The 16,163-nt window shown below is 72.0% G+C and carries 15 protein-coding genes; 9 read left to right on the forward strand and 6 right to left on the reverse strand.

Translation table 11 applies throughout. From position 1 onward, the window contains the following. From QSK36_RS16615 to QSK36_RS16630, 4 genes are read left to right on the forward strand one after another with little or no spacing between them, the layout of a single operon-like run. Window positions 1–1,275: a glucarate dehydratase family protein gene (locus QSK36_RS16615; RefSeq protein WP_285783008.1), complete on the forward strand. Its 1,275-nt coding sequence runs from the start codon at window positions 1–3 to the stop codon at window positions 1,273–1,275. Continuing rightward, window positions 1,272–2,393, forward strand: a complete 1,122-nt coding sequence (locus QSK36_RS16620; RefSeq protein ID WP_183538764.1) for a hypothetical protein — start codon at window positions 1,272–1,274, stop codon at window positions 2,391–2,393. Before QSK36_RS16615 ends, QSK36_RS16620 begins: the two co-directional genes overlap by 4 nt. Window positions 2,394–2,440: 47 nt before the next feature. Continuing rightward, complete coding sequence (locus tag QSK36_RS16625) at window positions 2,441–5,683, forward strand: AfsR/SARP family transcriptional regulator (RefSeq protein ID WP_285783009.1); 3,243 nt, start codon at window positions 2,441–2,443, stop codon at window positions 5,681–5,683. Between the two features lie 31 nt (window positions 5,684–5,714). After that, a complete protein-coding gene (locus QSK36_RS16630; protein WP_183538760.1) occupies window positions 5,715–7,253 on the forward strand; it encodes a DHA2 family efflux MFS transporter permease subunit in 1,539 nt (512 codons plus the stop codon). Between the two features lie 6 nt (window positions 7,254–7,259). Here QSK36_RS16630 and QSK36_RS16635 read toward each other — a convergent pair whose 3' ends face one another. From QSK36_RS16635 to QSK36_RS16650, 4 genes are all read right to left on the reverse strand, one after another. Then, window positions 7,260–7,757 carry a DUF402 domain-containing protein gene (locus QSK36_RS16635; protein ID WP_285783010.1) on the reverse strand — a complete coding sequence of 166 codons (498 nt, stop codon included), beginning with the start codon at window positions 7,755–7,757 and terminating at the stop codon, window positions 7,260–7,262. Window positions 7,758–7,806: 49 nt separating this feature from the next. After that, window positions 7,807–9,492, reverse strand: a complete 1,686-nt coding sequence (locus tag QSK36_RS16640) for a ribonuclease J (RefSeq protein WP_183538756.1) — start codon at window positions 9,490–9,492, stop codon at window positions 7,807–7,809. 101 nt (window positions 9,493–9,593) lie between these two features. Further along, window positions 9,594–10,508, reverse strand: coding sequence for a 4-hydroxy-tetrahydrodipicolinate synthase (gene dapA / locus QSK36_RS16645; RefSeq protein WP_285783011.1), 915 nt, complete (start codon window positions 10,506–10,508; stop codon window positions 9,594–9,596). Window positions 10,509–10,745: 237 nt separating this feature from the next. Next, entirely contained in the window at window positions 10,746–10,958 is a 213-nt protein-coding gene (locus QSK36_RS16650) for a hypothetical protein (RefSeq protein WP_225898376.1), read from the reverse strand. 221 nt (window positions 10,959–11,179) lie between these two features. Here QSK36_RS16650 and QSK36_RS16655 point away from each other — a divergent pair, with 221 nt between their 5' ends. The 5 genes from QSK36_RS16655 (at window position 11,180) to QSK36_RS16675 (ending at window position 14,572) form a co-directional block, all read left to right on the forward strand. Next, window positions 11,180–11,917, forward strand: coding sequence for a GntR family transcriptional regulator (locus QSK36_RS16655; protein WP_139576095.1), 738 nt, complete (start codon window positions 11,180–11,182; stop codon window positions 11,915–11,917). Between the two features lie 52 nt (window positions 11,918–11,969). Beyond that, window positions 11,970–12,632, forward strand: coding sequence for a JAB domain-containing protein (locus QSK36_RS16660; protein ID WP_285783012.1), 663 nt, complete (start codon window positions 11,970–11,972; stop codon window positions 12,630–12,632). Between the two features lie 86 nt (window positions 12,633–12,718). Beyond that, a complete protein-coding gene (locus tag QSK36_RS16665; RefSeq protein WP_183538750.1) occupies window positions 12,719–13,225 on the forward strand; it encodes a GntR family transcriptional regulator in 507 nt (168 codons plus the stop codon). A gap of 56 nt (window positions 13,226–13,281) precedes the next feature. Further along, the gene (locus QSK36_RS16670; protein WP_285783013.1) at window positions 13,282–13,761 is read left to right on the forward strand and encodes a GntR family transcriptional regulator; all 480 of its coding nucleotides are present in this window, start codon (window positions 13,282–13,284) and stop codon (window positions 13,759–13,761) included. A gap of 157 nt (window positions 13,762–13,918) precedes the next feature. Next, window positions 13,919–14,572 (forward strand): DUF2306 domain-containing protein, encoded by a 654-nt coding sequence (locus QSK36_RS16675; protein WP_285783014.1) that lies wholly within the window; start codon window positions 13,919–13,921, stop codon window positions 14,570–14,572. Here QSK36_RS16675 and QSK36_RS16680 read toward each other — a convergent pair. Together QSK36_RS16680 and QSK36_RS16685 are read right to left on the reverse strand one after the other, a co-directional pair. Beyond that, window positions 14,565–15,188 (reverse strand): DJ-1/PfpI family protein, encoded by a 624-nt coding sequence (locus tag QSK36_RS16680; RefSeq protein WP_183538746.1) that lies wholly within the window; start codon window positions 15,186–15,188, stop codon window positions 14,565–14,567. The two genes, QSK36_RS16675 and QSK36_RS16680, sit on opposite strands and share 8 nt — an antisense overlap. Then, window positions 15,185–16,159, reverse strand: a complete 975-nt coding sequence (locus QSK36_RS16685) for a GlxA family transcriptional regulator (RefSeq protein ID WP_285783015.1) — start codon at window positions 16,157–16,159, stop codon at window positions 15,185–15,187. Before QSK36_RS16685 ends, QSK36_RS16680 begins: the two co-directional genes overlap by 4 nt. Window positions 16,160–16,163: the final 4 nt, after the last annotated feature.

A 16,163-nucleotide genomic window follows, 5' to 3' on the forward strand; every position in this document is an offset into this window, starting at 1 on the left:
ATGAGGATTCGCGAGATCAACGTCACGCCGGTCGCCTTCCGCGACCCGCCGCTGCTCAACGCCGCAGGCGTCCACGAGCCCTGGGCGCTGCGCACGATCGTCGAGGTCGTCACCGACGAGGGGCTGACCGGCCTCGGGGAGACCTACGGCGACCTCGACCACCTCGTGCGGGTGCGGGCCGCCGCCGAGGCGCTGATCGGCCACGACGTCTACGGCCACAACGCGATGTACGCCACCGTGGCCGGCCTCGTCGGGGCCGACGTCGTCACCGACCTGCACGGCCTGACCGGCACCTCCTCACGGGCCAAGACCGTCGACCGGATCTTCTCCCCCTTCGAGGTCGCCTGTCTGGACATCCGCGGCAAGGCGGTGGGCCGGCCCGTCGTGGACCTGCTCGGCGGCAGGGTGCGCGACGCCGTGCCGTACAGCGCCTACCTGTTCTACAAGTGGGCGGGTCATCCGGGCGCGCCGGAGGACGGCTTCGGCGCCGCACTCGACCCTGAGGGGGTGGTCGAGCAGGCCCGCCTGCTGATCGGCCGGTACGGCTTCCGCTCGATCAAGCTCAAGGGCGGCGTGTTCCCGCCCGAGCAGGAGGTCGAGGCGATCCGCGCGCTGCGTGAGGCGTTCCCCGAGCATCCGCTGCGCCTCGACCCCAACGCCGTCTGGAGTGTGGAGACCTCCATCCGCGTGGGCCGCGAGCTCGACGGCGTGCTGGAATACCTGGAGGACCCGACCGAGGGCATCGAGGGCATGGCGCGGGTCGCCGCCGAGGTGCCGATGCCGCTCGCCACGAACATGTGCGTCGTCACCCCCGAGCACATCCCATCGGCCGTACGCCAGGGAGCCATCGGCGTGCTGCTCACCGACCACCACTACTGGGGCGGCCTGGTGCGCTCGGCGCACATCGCCACGCTGTGCGAGACCTTCGGCATCGAGCTGTCGATGCACTCCAACTCCCACCTCGGCATCAGCCTCGCCGCGATGACCCACCTGGCCGCCGCCACCCCGGCGGTCACCCACGCCTGCGACACCCACACTCCCTGGCAGGACGGCCAGGACGTGGTCGCCCCATCTTCGGGCGGTAAAGGCGCGCTGCGGTTCGTGGACGGCGCGGTCCCGGTGCCGGACGGCCCGGGGCTCGGGGTGGAACTCGACCGCGACGCCCTCGCAATCATGAACGAGCAGTATGAGAAGTGCGGGGTCCGCTCCCGCGACGACACGACGTACATGAGGTCCGTCGACCCGTCCTTCTCCGCACGGAGGCCACGCTGGTGAACGTCATCTACGCCTACCCCTGGGACATCGCCGGCGACCCCGGCGCCGCCGCGCGCCTCAAGGCGCTCGGCGTCGACGCGGTGGCGCTCGCCGCCTCCTACCACACCACCCGCGCCGCGACCCCCGCCCATCCGGCCCACCGGCTGGTCGAGGCGCGGCACGCGGCCTGCTACGTCCCCGTACGCGAGGAGGCGTGGAAGGGCAACCGGCTGGTGCCCGGCACGCCGTCGTGGATGGACTCGGCCGACCCGTTCGGGGAGGCCAGAGACGCCCTGCGCGCCGCCGGCCTGCCGGTGCAGGCGTGGACCGTGCTGACCCACAACACGCTGCTCGGCTCGGCCAACCCCGACCTGGTCGTCACCAACGCCTTCGGCGAGATCTACCCCTATGCACTGTGCCCGGCGGCGGCCGACGTGCGCGACTACTGCCGCACGCTGGTCCACGAGGTCGTCGAGGTGGGCGACCCCGACGCGCTGATCCTGGAGGCGTGCGGCGCGCTCGGCTTCCGCCACGGCGGCCACCACGAGAAGACCGACGGCGCGGACTGGTCGCCCGTGCAGGTCGCGCTGCTGTCGCTGTGCTTCTGCGCGGCCTGCGTACGCCGCTACGAGGCGGCCGGGCTGGACGTCGCCGAGGTACGCGCGCGGGTGCGGGCGGGCGTCGACGGCGCGCCGGGCTCGGTCGAGGACGCGCTCGGCGACCTGGCCGGCGCGATGCGCGACCTGCGCACGGGGCTCGCGGGCGAACTGCGCGACCTGCTGCTGGCCGAGGCCAGGGCGGTGCGGCCTGGCCTGAAGATCGCCCTGCACGCCAACGCCGACCCGTGGGCGACCGGCCCGTTCGCGACCGTGCCCGAGGGGGTGGACGTCGACCTGCTCGTCGGCAACTGCTGGAACGCCCCCGAGGTGGACGAGGCCGGGCTGCGCGCCCTGGGCCGGCTCGGCCCCCGCGTGGGCGCGTACGTGCTGGCCCTGCCCCCGCGCCCGGCGGACGGCGCGGCGCTGTCGTTCCTGGCCGAGGCCTACACGGCGGCCGGCGCCGCCGAGATCCACTGGTATCACGGCGGCCTCGCCTCCGCCGCCCGGCTGAAGGCGATCGCGGAGGCCGTCCGCCGCTGAACCGCACCGCTCCGCACAAGGCTGGACGATGCGGAACAATCATGGGCATGCGGTTCGGCATCCTCGGCCCCACGGAGGCGCGGCCCGACGGCGACCGCCCGGTGCCGGTCGGCGGGCCGGGGCTGCGGGCGCTGCTCGGCCTGCTGCTCCTCAACGCGGGGCGGGTGGTCACCACCGACCGCCTGATCGACGGCCTGTACGGCGCCGAGCCTCCCTCCGGGGCGGAGAACGCGCTGCAGGCCCAGGTGTCGCGGCTGCGCCGACACCTCGGCGACCTGGTCGTGCGGGAACCGGCGGGCTACCGGCTGGCGGTGGACCCGGACGACGTGGACGCGTCGCGCTTCGAACGGCTGGCGGCCGAGGGGCGGCGGGCGCTCGGCGCGGGCGACCCCGCCCGGGCCGCCGGCCTGCTCGGTCAGGCCCTCGCGCTGTGGCGCGGCCCGGCGCTCGCGGACGTGTCCGACGCGCCGTTCGCACCCGCCCAGGCGGCCCGGCTGGAGGAGCTGCGCCTGTCGGCGGCCGAGGACCTCGCCGAGGCGGGCCTGGCCCTGGGACGGCACCGCGACCTGCTCCCTGAGCTGCAGGAACGGATCGCCGCGCACCCGCTGCGGGAGCGCTCGCGCGGGCAGCTCATGCGCGCGCTGTACGCCGCGGGCCGCCCGGCGGAGGCCCTGGCCGCCTACGACGACGCCCGGCGGGTCCTCGCCGACGAACTGGGCGCCGACCCGTCGGCCGAGCTGTCCGCGATCCACCTCGCGGTGCTGCGCTCCGATCCGGCCCTCACCCCCGCCTCCGCCGCGCCCGGCGGGCGGCCGGTGCCGCTCACCTCTCTCGTGGGCCGCGCCGCCGAGCTGGAGCGCATCGAGGCGCTGCTCGCCGAGGCGCGGCTGGTGACGCTGACCGGCCCGGGCGGCACCGGGAAGACCCGGCTGGCGCTCGAGGCGGCCACCCGGTGGCCCGGCGAGGTCTGCCTCGTGGAACTGGCCCCGCTCACCGACGGCGCCGACGTGCCGCAGGCCGTGCTGGGCGCGCTCGGGCTGCGCGAGACCGCCGTGGCCATCCCCACTCCCGGGACCCGGCAGGGCACCGCCGATCCCGTCGCCCGTCTGGTGGCGGCCCTGACCCTGCGGCCGGTGCTGCTCGTGCTCGACAACTGCGAGCACGTCGTGGAGGAGGCGGCCCTGCTCGCCGACCGGCTGCTCGCGGCGTGCCCCGCCCTGCGCGTGCTGGCCACCGGCAGGGAGGCGCTCGGCATCACCGGCGAGCGCCTGTGCCCGGTTCCCCCATTGCGGGTCCCCCCGCCCGGCGGCGAGCTCGCGGTCGAGGACGCGCTCGCCTATCCGGCCGTAGGGCTGTTCGTCGAGCGGGCGGCCGCCGTACGGCCCGGCTTCGTCCTCGCGCCCGGCGACGTCGAGCACGTGCTGCGGATCTGCCGGGCGTTGGACGGGCTGCCGCTCGCCGTCGAGCTGGCCGCCGCGCGGCTGCGCTCGCTGCCCCTGGCCCGGATCGCCGCCCGTCTCGGAACCGATGACGGTACAGCCGACATGGGACCGGAGGGCGACGCCCCCCGCTTCGCGCTGCTGTCGCGCGGCAGCCGTACGGCGCAGCCGCGCCACCGGACGCTGCGCGCGGTCGTCGAGTGGAGCTGGGACCTGCTCGACGAACCGGAACGCGCGCTCGCGCGGCGCCTGACGGTCTTCGCGGGCGGTGCGACGCTGGAGGCGGCCGAGCGGGTGTGCGGCCTGCCCGACACCGACGGCGTGCTCGCCTCCCTGGTGGACAAGTCATTCGTCGAGGTGGTGGACGACCGCTACCGGATGCTGGAGACGATCCGGGCGTTCTGCGCCGAACGGCTGGCCGAGGCCGGCGAGACCGAGCCCGTGCGGAAGGCCCACCTCGCGTACGTCCTGGACCTGGTCACCGCGGCCGACCCGCACCTGCGCGGGCCGGACCAGATCGAGTGGCTGCGCCGGCTGGACGGCGAGCGCGACGACCTTCAGGCCGCGCTGCGCCGCGCCGTACGCGCGGGTGACGTGGCGCCGGCGTTGCGGCTGCTGTCGGCCATGACCGGCTACTGGATCCTGCGCGGCCTGCGTGGGGAGGCGGCCCGGTCGGCCGCCGAAGTGCTCGGCAGGATCGGCTCCGCGCCGCCCGAGGGGCTGGAAGAGGAGTACATCGTGTGCGCCTGCCTCGTGGGCTGGGGCGGAATGAGCGGCCCCGGCCTGGACACCCGCGTGGCCGAGGCCGTCCGGCGGACCTACACCCTGCCCATGCCGCCCCGGCAGCCGTTCCTTCTCGTCCTGCACGCCTTGATCAACGGCCCGCCCCCACGGGAGGAGTTCCACGACATGGGGGGCCTGTTCGACGCGCTCAACCGCGACCCGTGGACGCGGACGCTCAGCCGCTTCAGCCTCTCGTACCTGAAAATGTTCGACGGCCGGCTCGCGGAGGCGGAACAGGAGCTCGCCGAGGCGCTCCGGGAGGCCCGTTCCATCGGCGACCTGTGGGTCCTGGTGATCATCCTGTCCGCGGTGGCCGACGTCGCCGACCGGCGGGGGGACCACGAACGGGTCGAGGCGCTGGTGAACGAGGCGCTTGAGCTGGCCGAGCGGCTCGGCGCGACGTCGGACGTGGCGGAGACCCTCTGCCGGCGCGCCTGGGCACGGATGCGCTCCGGACGCGTGGACGCCGCGAAAGACGACTACGACCGCGCCGCCGCGCTGTCCCGCCGCACGGGCGCCCCGGAGGTGCTCGCCGCGGCGCTACTCGGGCTCGGCGAGCTCGCCAGGCTGGACGGTGACATGGCCGGGGCCCGGCGCGGATACGAGGCGGCCCTCGCGGAGTGCACGACCGCGTGGTTCAACGTCGAGGAGACGCGCTCGCGCATCTACCTCGCGCTCGGCTGGGCCGCGCAGAATTCCGAGTCGGCCGCCGAGGCGCTGGCGTGGCACCGCCGCGCCCTCACCACCGTGCCCGGCACTCGCCGCAGCTTCGGGATGACCGCCGCGGTCGCGGAGGGAGTCGCCGGCGTCGCGCTGCTGGAGGAGGATCCCGGGCGGTCCGCGTGGCTGCTGGGCGTGGGCGCCGCCCTGCGCGGGGCTCCGGCCGCGGGCGACCCGGACGTCGCCCGGGTCGAGGCGCGCTCGCGGGCCGCCCTTGGCGGCGAGGCGTTCGACCGGGCGTACGGCCAGGGCAGGGCGTACGCGCGCGAGCGGATGGCCATCACCGCGGACACGGATGCGGCGGCGCTGACCATCGTCGAAGGGCACCTGTCAGCGCTCGGTGGGTGAGCCGTCAGCGTCCGCAGCCACGCTGACGGCCATGAACGACACCTCACGCAAGTGGGGCACGCTGGTCATCGCCTGCCTGGCCATGCTCCTGCTGTCCCTCGACCTCACCGTGCTGCACCTCGCCCTGCCGAAGCTCGGCGAGGACCTCGCGCCGTCGGCCACCCAACTGCTGTGGATCGCCGACATCTACGGCTTCGCGCTGGCCGCGCTGCTCGTCACCATGGGCAACATCGGCGACCGGATCGGGCGCAGGCGGCTGCTGCTCGTCGGATTGGCCGCCTTCGGCGCGACCTCGGTGCTGACGGCGTACGCGCCGAACGCGCCGCTGCTGATCGCCGCCCGCGCCCTGCTCGGCGTGGCCGGCGCGACGATCATGCCCTCGACGCTGTCGCTGATCCGCAACGTGTTCCCCGACCCGAAGGAGCGGACCACCGCCGTCGGCATCTGGAGCAGCGTGGGTGCGATCGGGTTCGCCCTCGGGCCGATCGTCGGCGGCCTGCTGCTCGGCCACTTCTGGTGGGGCTCGGTCTTCCTGATCAACGTGCCCGTCGTCGTGGCCGTCCTGGCCGCCGGGTTCGTCGTGCTGCCCGAGTCGCGCAACCCCCGTCCCGGACGGCTCGACCTCGTCAGCGTCCCGCTGTCCGCCGTGGGCGTGCTCGGCCTGATCTACGCGATGAAGGAGGCCACGACCGGCGGCGTCGCGCAGGCCCCCGTGATCGTCGCGGCGGTGATCGCGGTCGCCGCCCTGGTCGTGTTCGTCCGCAGGCAGACCCGGCTGGCCGAGCCGCTGATCGACATCGAGTTGTTCCGGCGGCGCGCGTTCGCGGCCACTGTCGGCGCCGAACTGGTCGCGGTCTTCGCGATGCTCGCCATGTCGGTGGTCTTCGCGCAGTACTTCCAGCTCGTCATGGGCTGGTCGCCGCTGACCTCCGGGCTCGCCGGCATGCCGGGCGGCCTCGCCGGGGGCCTCGGCGGCGCGTTGTCAGGAGTGCTCGTGCACCGGATGGGGCGTGGACCGGTCGTCAGCCTCGGGCTGGTGCTGACCGCGACCGGGTTCATCCTGTTCAGCCGGATCGATACCGAGACGCCCTACCTCTACATGCTCGTCGCCATGCTCATCCAGGGCGTCGGCATGGGCTTCACGTTCGCGGTGACCGGCGACACGCTGCTCGCCTCGGTGCCCAAGGAGCGGGCCGGCGCGGCGAGCGCGATCTCGGAGACCGCCCACGAGATGGGCGGCGCGCTCGGCATCGCCGTGCTCGGCACCGTGCTGACCAGCGCCTACCGCAACGGCCTGGTGCTTCCGCCCGGCCTGCCCGGCGGCGCGGCGGCCGAGGCCCGCGACACGCTCGCCGGCGCGCTGAAGGCCGCCGCCACGCTCCCGGGCGACGCCGCGGGGGCCGTCGCCCGGGCCGCCCGCCAGGCATTCGTCGAGGGCATCCACGTCACCGTGCTGACCGGCGCGGCCATCCTGCTCGTGCTCGCGGTCGCCGTGCCGTTCGCGCTGCGCGGCGTGCCCAAGGTGATCCCCGAGACCGCGGACGAGCCCGAGCCGGTCCCGGTCAAGTGATCCCGGTCATGTGACCTGGGACAGCCAGCGGTCGTGGGCGCCGTCGAAGGGGCCGGTACGGCTGCCCACGGCCTTCATCAGCCAGGCGGCCGACCGCTCCGCCTGCCGGATGATCTCCTCCGGGTACGCGTACCGCACCTGGTGGTCGGCGAACTCGTCCTCGTCGTCCAGGATCAGCCGTCCGTCGCGCATCCGGAGCACGTCGAGGTCGAGGTCGACCATCGTGATCCGGGCGTCGCCGCGCACTGGGACCGTCGTGATGTCGCAGTAGATCTCCGCCTTGTGCGACGGCGCGTTGAACGCCGCCGTCCACCACGCGTCGCGGGGAAACAGGATGACGGACGCGAACTCGAAGACCGTCGGGGGCTCGTGCCCCCGCTGGGCGATCATCCCGGAGGGACAGCCGACCCAGACCCCGTGCTCGTCCTCGCCCAGCACCCTCGCGTGGTGGTGCCAGTGCAGCGATCCGCCGTACTTGCGGTAGATGATCCTCACCTCGGACACGGGCGGGACGCTACGCCACGCCCGTCTCCGAGTACAACGGGATTACCGGCTAGACCTCGACGACCACCGGGATGATCATCGGGCGGCGGCGGTAGGTGTCGCTCACCCAGCGGCCCACCGTACGCCGGATGGTCCGGCGGATCTGCATCTCGTCGGCCACGCCGGACGCGGCGACCTCCTGCAGCGCGGCCTCGATCTGCGGGATGACCGCGTCGAACGCCTCGGGGTCGATGCCCGAGCCGCGGGCGGTGATCTCCGGCCCGCCGGTGAGCTTCCCGGTGGTGGAGTCCACGACGACGACGATGGAGATGAACCCCTCGTCGCCCAGGATGCGCCGGTCCTTGAGCGCCACGTCGGTGATGTCGCCCACCGAGGTGCCGTCGACGAAGACGTACCCGCACGGGACCGCGCCGGTGATCCTCGCCTGGCCGTCGACGAGGTCCACGACCACGCCGTCCTCGGCGATGACGATGTTCTCCTGGGGGACGCCGGTCAGCTCGGCCAGCCGGGCGTGCGCCCGCAGGTGCCGCCACTCCCCGTGCACCGGCATGAAGTTGGACGGCTTGGTGAGGTTGAGCACGTACAGCAGCTCGCCCGCGGCGGCGTGGCCGGAGACGTGCACCCGCGCGTTGCCCTTGTGGACCACGCGCGCGCCCCAGCGGTTGAGGCCGTTGATGACCTTGCTGACCGCCGTCTCGTTGCCCGGCACGAGCGACGAGGCGAGCAGGACGGTGTCGCCCTCGGCGATCCTGATCGGGTGGTCGCGGTTGGCCATGCGCGACAGCGCGGCCATCGGCTCGCCCTGGGAACCGGTGCAGATCAGCACCACGTCCTCCGGCGGCCACTCCTCGATCTCCCGGGAGTCCACGAGCAGGCCCCCGGGCACCTTCAGGTAGCCGAGTTCGCGTGCCACGCCCATGTTGCGGACCATCGACCTGCCGATGAGCGCGACCTTGCGGCCGTGCTTCTCGGCCGCGTCCATGATCTGCTGGACGCGGTGGATGTGCGAGGCGAAGCTCGCCACGATGATCCGCTTGGACGCGCTGCGGAAGACGTCGTCGATGACCGGCGCGATCTCCCGCTCGCTGGTGACGAAGCCCGGCACCTCCGAGTTGGTGGAGTCGGACATCAGCAGGTCGACGCCCTCGCCCCCGAGCCGGGCGAACGCCCCGAGGTCGGTCAGCCGCCCGTCCAGCGGAAGCTGGTCCATCTTGAAGTCGCCGGTGTGCAGGACGAGGCCCGCAGGGGTGCGGACCGCCACGGCCAGCGCGTCGGGGATCGAGTGGTTGACCGAGACGAACTCGCACTCGAACGGCCCGAACGAGCGCCGCTCGCCCTCGATCACCTCGACCTTGACCGGCTGCATCCGGTGCTCGCTCAGCTTGCTCTCGATGAGCCCGAGCGTCAGCCGCGAGCCGACGACCGGGATGTCGCGCCGCTCCCGCAGCAGGTACGGCACCGCGCCGATGTGGTCCTCGTGCGCGTGCGTGAGCACGAGCGCCTCGATGTCGTCGAGCCGCCCCCGTATGTAGTCGAAGTCGGGCAGGATGAGATCGACGCCCGGCTGGTCGGGCTCGGGGAACAGCACGCCGCAGTCCACCACGAGCAGACGGCCGTCGTACTCGAAGACCGCCATGTTGCGGCCGATCTCGCCGAGACCGCCCAGCGCGACGATGCGCAGGCCGTTTTCCGGCAGCGGCGGAGGCGGCCCGAGTTCGGGATGCGGATGACTCATTCCGCGCCCTCCGCCCCGCGCCCGGCGCCGTACGCGCTCACGCGCGGTTCCCTGTTTTCACTTCTTCTGGTCAAGTCGCTCATTCGGCTCCATCTGTTGATCTAATCCACAAGCTTGAGGCCCCCCGTGATGAGGTCCTCCCGAAGCGCCGTGATCTGCTCCTCCGTGGCGTCCACGAGCGGCGGGCGGACGTACCCGGCGTCCTGGCCCACCAACTTCAGCGCCGCCTTGACCATGATCGCGCCCTGGGTGCGTGTCATGATCGCCGAGACCACCGGGAGGAGCTGACGGTGGACGGCCAGTGCGTTCTCGACATCGCCGGACCGGTAGGAATCGATCATCAAGGCCAGCTCGGCGCCCACCACGTGGCCCACCACGCTGACGTATCCCGCCGCGCCGACCGAGAGCCACGGCAGATTCAGCAGGTCGTCGCCCGAGTAGAAGACGAGGTCGGTGGAGGCCATCACCTGCGAGCCCGCGAACAGGTCGCCCTTGGCGTCCTTGACGGCGGCTATGCGCGGGTGCTCGGCCAGCCGGAACAGGGTCTCGATCGTGATGGGCACCCCGGCGCGGCCGGGAATGTCGTACAGCATCACCGGAAGGCCGGTCGCGTCCGCGACGGCCGTGAAGTGCCGGAGCAGGCCCTCCTGCGGCGGTTTGTTGTAGTACGGCGTCACCACCAGGAGACCGTGCGCGCCCGCGCGCTCCGCGGCCTTGGCCAGCTCGACGCTGTGCCGCGTGTCGTTCGTACCGGCGCCGGCCACGACGGTGGCCCGGTCGCCCACGGCCTCGACGACCGCACGGAGGATCCGGTCCTTCTCCTCGTCGGAGGTGGTGGGGGACTCCCCCGTGGTGCCGCTGACGACCAGGCCGTCGTTGCGCTGCTCGTCCACGAGATAGGCGGCGAGCCGCTGGACGCCCTCGTAGTCGACGGCGCCGTCAGAGGTGAACGGCGTGACCATCGCGGTCAGCGTGCGGCCGAAGGGGGCGTCGGAGGTTCCGGTAGGCGATGCCATAGACCGAACGGTACCCGGATCCGCAGGAGTGATGGACCTCGCCACCCCGTTATGTCCAGTACCGCCCCGCGGACGCCGCCGGCAGCGGAAGAGGCCGCCGATATGTGCTCGGGGGTACACACATCAGCGACCTCTAACCGGGAATCGCCGCGCCTTACGCGGACGTTACACACCGCTGGCGAAATTTTTCCGGAAGGCCGCGAACAGCGGCTTCTGCACCCCTGGGGCCGGGGCGGATCAGTGGACCTCCCCCGAGAGGAGCCTCACCCACAGCTCCTCCATCCGCGTGGCGACGAGCCGCTCGGTCTCGCGGATCTCCACCTTCTTGCCCCGCGTCGTCCGCCGGATGAACAACAGCCCGCCCGCCGCACACAGCTCGTAGATCGTCGCCTTGCACTCACACGTGTGGCGGCGCACCCGCACTCGATCGCTCCGGTTGGTGGGCTTCATCCAGTTGATCTTCTTGTGCCCGTCCCTGGGAGGGCTGGCATGGATGCCGTGATAGGGCGGCGGGAGGGGAATATCAGCACCTGGCCGCTTAGCGGCACAATCACCCATTAGCAGCCCTTTCACCAGGCAAAGTTGGAGTCACAGGCCATCTCCGTCACTCTCGGTCGCCCGGCGAATACGCCAAGATTTGGAGGACCCGTCACCCCCTCAGGGATGGATTGATGGCAAACTCTGATCCGGTCTACCTGCGCGTAGTCGAGGACATTCGCCGCCAGATCGTCGACGGCACGCTCCCCCCGGGCGCACCGATCCCCTCGCGGCACCAGATCACCCGGAAGTACAGCGTCGGTGAGACGGCCGCCCGCCACGCGCTGCGCGTGCTCGCCCAGGAGGGCCTCATCATCGGCCGCGTGGGCTCCGGGCACCGGGTGCGGGAGAAACCGATCCTGCTCCCGCTCCACCGCAGCCGCCTCCCCGAACCGCACGCCGCCTTCGCCAACGACATGCAGGCGGGCGGACGACAACCCAGCTGGAGCTGGCGCAGCGAGCTCGCCGACGCCCCTCCCGACATCGCCCACCGGTTGCGCGTCGGGGAGTGCAGCCCCGTGATCAGGACCCGCTACGTCTTCCGCGGGGACGGCCGCCCGGTGCAGTTGCTCACCTCGTACGAACCGGTCGAGCCAGGCCAGAGCCAGGCGCCCGAGGAGGGCACGTACGAACGCAGGAGCGCGGCCTTCCGGCTCGTGGCGAGCGGCCTGCCGCTCACCGAGATCAGCGAGACCGTGCTCATCCGCGTCCCCCAGCCGACCGAGAGCGACCTGCTCGAACTGCCCGCCGGCGTCCAGGTGCTCCAGATCGAGCGCACGTACTGGGCCGGGGAGCGTCCGGTGGAGACCAGCGACGCCGTGGTGCCCGGCGACAGATTCCGCCTGGTCTACGGCATTCCCAGTCCCCTCTGACTGTCGGTGCCCACTGGTACAACCGATCCGGATCCCCCATCCGGAGGTGCCGATGCGCGTCAAGGACATGCCCCTGACCGACCAGCCGCGTGAGCGGCTGCTGGCGTCGGGAGCCGCCGCGCTCGCCGACAGGGAGCTGCTCGCCCTGCTGCTCGGCTCGGGCAGCAGGGGCGTGAGCGCCGTCGAGCTCGCCTCCCAGCTCATCGCCCACTGCGGCGACCTCGGCGAGCTGGCCCGCTCCGAGGCCCATCGGCTGCTCGCCGTCCCTGGCGTGGGCCCCGCCAAGGCCGCCCGCGTGGCGGCCGCGTTCCATCTCGTACGGCGGGCCCAGGCGGAGCCGGAGCGAAGCCGGATCACCTGCTCGGCCGACATCGCTTCGGCTGCCGCTCCCCTGCTGCACGGACAGCCGCGCGAGCGGCTCGTCGTGGTCGTGTGCGACGGCCGCGGCGCCGTGCTGCGCCGGACCGTGGTCACCGAGGGCGGCAGCGACCACACTCCCGCGCCCGTCCGCGACATCGTCACGACCGTCCTCCTCTCCGGCGGGGCCGCCTTCGGCCTCGCCCACAACCACCCGAGCGGATCGCTCGACCCCAGCCCCGCCGACGTCGAGGTCACCGCCCGCCTCCACGAGGCCGCCGACACCGTCGGCCTCCGCTTCCTCGACCACGTGATCGTCACCGACACCGCCTGGCGCCGAGTGCCCCACGATGAGTAGCAGAATCGTCACTATAAGTTCTACCGTTACCGCCGGTCTACAGGCCGTATCTGCCAGGGCCTTAAGATGTTACATTTTGTGCAGTGATGTCTGTTTCGGTCTATGGTTTGATCGTGCTTGACCGAGATGGACCCGTACCTGTCTACAAGCAGATCGCCGAGATCCTTCGAGAACGCATCGACAGCGGCGAGCTGGCCCCCGGCAATCCGATGCCGAGCGAGGCGCAGCTCGAGGCCGAGTACGGCATAGCGAGGACGACGGCACGCCGGGTCGCTCGGGAGCTACGCGAGCAGGGTCTCGTCTACACGGTTCAGGGCGAGGGCACCTTCGTCGGCGATCAGGCCGCTCCGCGTGCGCGCCGCAAAAAACCCCTCTACCAGGAGATCGCCGAAGAGGTCGCGCAGCGCATCCGACGGCAGGAATTCAAGCCGAACCGCGCCATCCCCAGCGAGAAGGCGCTCATGGAGCAGTACGGCGTGGCCAAGGTGACCGTGCGACTGGCCGTCGGATTCCTCCGGGACCAGGGCTACGTCTTCACCGTCCCCCATCGCGGCACTTATGTGTCATCTCCGGATGACTGGCCACAGGACTGACCACGCGATTCGAGAAGAGGCGTCTGATCGGGGCGTCCGACTCCTAACGTGGTGGTGTGCTTGACCACGACGGCGACACGCATCTCTACCTTCAGATGACCGAGATCCTGCGTCGGCGGATCGAAGACCTCCCGCCCGGCTCCCCGGTCCCCAGCGAGGCGGCCATTCAGCGCGAGTTCGGCGTGGCGCGAACCACCGCACGCCGGGCCCTGCGGGTACTTCGGAATGACGGTCTCGTATACACGGTCCCCGGCCAGGGGGCGTTTGCCGGCGCCTCCGATGCAAGGGCCGCAGCGCCGCGCTCGAACCCTGCTTACCGGCAGATCGCTCAGGAAATTGTCGAGCGAATAAGACAGGGAAGTTTGGCGCCCCGCCGTTCGGTGCCGAGCGAGACGAGCTTGGTGCATCGATATGGCGTAGCCCGCGAAACCGTGCGACGAGCCATAGCCGTACTTCGCGAGGAAGGCTGGGTCTACACCGTTCCCCAACGCGGCTCCTATGTGTCTCCCCCGGAGAACTGGCCGATCGAAGACTGATCACGCCCGCGTAGGGGGGAGCGCTTCGCGCCGAAATGAGGAGCCGCCGTCGAGTTCGTCCACGGCAAGGCGACAGAGTCCGTACGCCGAATTGCGTACGAGTACAGCCATCCGGGGGCGGATGCCGGGGCAGGCCGTGCCTGCGAGGCTCCGGGCTATGCACAGGCGAACGGCATGGGTGATCTTCATCGTCGCGGTCATCGCGACTTCGGTGCTCGTCTATCCGTACCTGGGCCTCGATATCGACGACAGCCGCCTCGATGTGCGCGACAGCCTGCACTACTACGTTCTGGTCGGTCATATCGGGACCGCCGCGGTCGCGCTCGTGCTCGGCTCCCTGCAGTTCATGCCCGCGGTGCGGGCGCGCAGGCGGGTCCACCGGACGCTCGGCCGGGTCTATCTCCTCGCCGGAGTGCTGCCGTCCGCGGTGGCCACGATCCCGGTAGCGCTGTGGTCGGGCCGCCTCATGACGCAGGTCGGCCTCACGACCGCGGCCGTTCTGTGGCTGATCACCGGCGGTCTCGCGTACCGGGCCGCCCGCCGGCGCGACTTCACCGCCCACCGGAACTGGATGATGCGCAACTACGCCCTGACGTTCCTCGCGGTCACCGGGCGCATCCTCGTTCCCCTGTTCCTGCTGGTCCAGATCCCGTTCCGCGGGGCCGATCCGGGATCGACGGGAGAACTCGCGACCTCGATGATCCCGATCGGTCAGACGCTGGGCTGGGTCGTCAACCTGGTCGTGGTCGAAAGCATCATCAGGCGGCGCCGGCGCCTCCCCGAAGCCCGCCGGATGGAAAGGCTCAGTTGATGAGGGCCATCGCCTTGTCGCTCAGGCCCGCCGGGGCGGTCTTAGGGTTGCCGGCGTCGAAGGGCGGCCGCGGGTCGTACTCGATCGCGAGCTGCACGGCCTGCGCCGTCTCCTCGTCGCGCATCGCGGCCAGCAGGGTCAGGGCCATGTCGATGCCGGAGGACACCCCCGCCGCCGTCACGACCTTGCCGTCGATCACCACACGCTCGCTCACCGGCTCGGCGCCGAATCCGGCGAGCTGATCGAGCCAGCCCCAGTGGGTGGTCGCCCTGCGGCCCTTCAGCAGGCCCGCCGCGCCCAGCAGGAACGAGCCGCTGCACACTGAGGTGGTCCACCGGGTGCGCTCGTGTGCCCGCGCGATCCAGCCCAGCAGCTCCGAGTCGGACAGCGCCTCGATCGTCCCGGGTCCTCCGGGCACGACGACGACATCCGGAGCGGGCAGGTCGTCGTACGACGCGGTGGCCGCGAGGCTCAGGCTCCCCCGGTCGTCGAGCACCGGGCCTGGCTCGGCCGCGACGAACGTGACCGTGCAGCCCGGCGCGAAGGCCAGCACCGTGTACGGCCCGACGGCGTCGAGCGCGGTGAACCGGGGATAGAGGGGGATGGCGATGTTCATGATCTGCTGCCTTCCTTCGATCGGAACCGGCGGCGGTAGTCGCCGGGTGAGACGCGCCAGTGCCGGCGGAAGACCCGGTAGAGGGTCTCGGGAACGCCGAGTCCCGACTCCCTGGCCACCCTGTCCAGGGGGTGGCCGGTGGTCTCCAGCAGCCGCCGGGCGGCGTCGGCCCTGCTGCGTTCGACGTACCTGCCGGGTGAGACCCCGGTCTGCTCGGTGAAGACGCGGGAGAAGTGCCGCTCGCTCATCCCGGCCCGCCGGGCGAGCGCGGGCACGCTCAGGTCCTCGGCCGGGTTGGCGTCGATGAACGCCTGGATCTCGCGCAGCGGCTCGGCGCGTGGGACGGCGGCCCGCATGGGGGCGCTGAACTGGCTCTGCCCGCCCGGACGGTGCAGGTACACCACGAGTCCGCGGGCGACGTTGCGGGCGAGCGTGTGGCCGTGGTCGTCGGCCACGAGCGCCAGGGCGAGATCCACTCCCGAGCTGACCCCGGCCGAGGTCCAGACGTTCCCGTCGCGGATGTAGATGGGATCGGCGTCCACCTCGACGTCCGGATAGCGGCCGGCCATCTCCCCCGCGACCAGCCAGTGGGTGGTCGCGCGCCTGCCGCGGAGCAGCCCGGCCTCCGCGAGGAGAAAACTCCCGTTGCAGACGGAGGCGACGCGCCTGGCCCCCGCCGCCAGCCGGGCGATGCCCATGACCAGTTCCTGGTCGCCCAGGTGCTCCGGCACGGATAGCCCGCCCACGACCAGCAGCGTGTCGACCGGCCCCGCGACCTCGCCGAGCGCGGTCTCCGCGAGCGTCGTGATCCCGTTCTGCGCAAGCACGGCTCCGACGCGCACGGCCGCCACCTCGACCCGGTAGCCGGGCTCCGGAGCGAACAGTCCCGCCGTGGCGAAGACGTCGGCCGGACCGGCGAGGTCGAACATCTGGAAGCCATCGAAGATCACGATGACCACGCGTCGCTGCATGGCC

This window comes from Microbispora sp. NBRC 16548 (genome assembly GCF_030268985.1).
GTDB lineage: Bacteria > Actinomycetota > Actinomycetes > Streptosporangiales > Streptosporangiaceae > Microbispora > Microbispora catharanthi.

Bases quoted from the DNA above. Each gene is read 5' to 3' on its own strand.
- QSK36_RS16625 (WP_285783009.1), top strand. From the start codon at position 2,441: ATGCGGTTCGGCATCCTCGGCCCCACGGAGGCGCGGCCCGACGGCGAC.
- QSK36_RS16680 (WP_183538746.1), bottom strand. From the start codon at position 15,188: ATGAACATCGCCATCCCCCTCTATCCCCGGTTCACCGCGCTCGACGCC.
- QSK36_RS16655 (WP_139576095.1), top strand. From the start codon at position 11,180: ATGGCAAACTCTGATCCGGTCTACCTGCGCGTAGTCGAGGACATTCGC.
- QSK36_RS16660 (WP_285783012.1), top strand. From the start codon at position 11,970: ATGCGCGTCAAGGACATGCCCCTGACCGACCAGCCGCGTGAGCGGCTG.
- QSK36_RS16685 (WP_285783015.1), bottom strand. From the start codon at position 16,159: ATGCAGCGACGCGTGGTCATCGTGATCTTCGATGGCTTCCAGATGTTC.
- QSK36_RS16650 (WP_225898376.1), bottom strand. From the start codon at position 10,958: ATGAAGCCCACCAACCGGAGCGATCGAGTGCGGGTGCGCCGCCACACG.
- QSK36_RS16665 (WP_183538750.1), top strand. From the start codon at position 12,719: ATGTCTGTTTCGGTCTATGGTTTGATCGTGCTTGACCGAGATGGACCC.
- QSK36_RS16640 (WP_183538756.1), bottom strand. From the start codon at position 9,492: ATGAGTCATCCGCATCCCGAACTCGGGCCGCCTCCGCCGCTGCCGGAA.
- dapA (WP_285783011.1), bottom strand. From the start codon at position 10,508: ATGGCATCGCCTACCGGAACCTCCGACGCCCCCTTCGGCCGCACGCTG.
- QSK36_RS16615 (WP_285783008.1), top strand. From the start codon at position 1: ATGAGGATTCGCGAGATCAACGTCACGCCGGTCGCCTTCCGCGACCCG.
- QSK36_RS16630 (WP_183538760.1), top strand. From the start codon at position 5,715: ATGAACGACACCTCACGCAAGTGGGGCACGCTGGTCATCGCCTGCCTG.
- QSK36_RS16675 (WP_285783014.1), top strand. From the start codon at position 13,919: ATGCACAGGCGAACGGCATGGGTGATCTTCATCGTCGCGGTCATCGCG.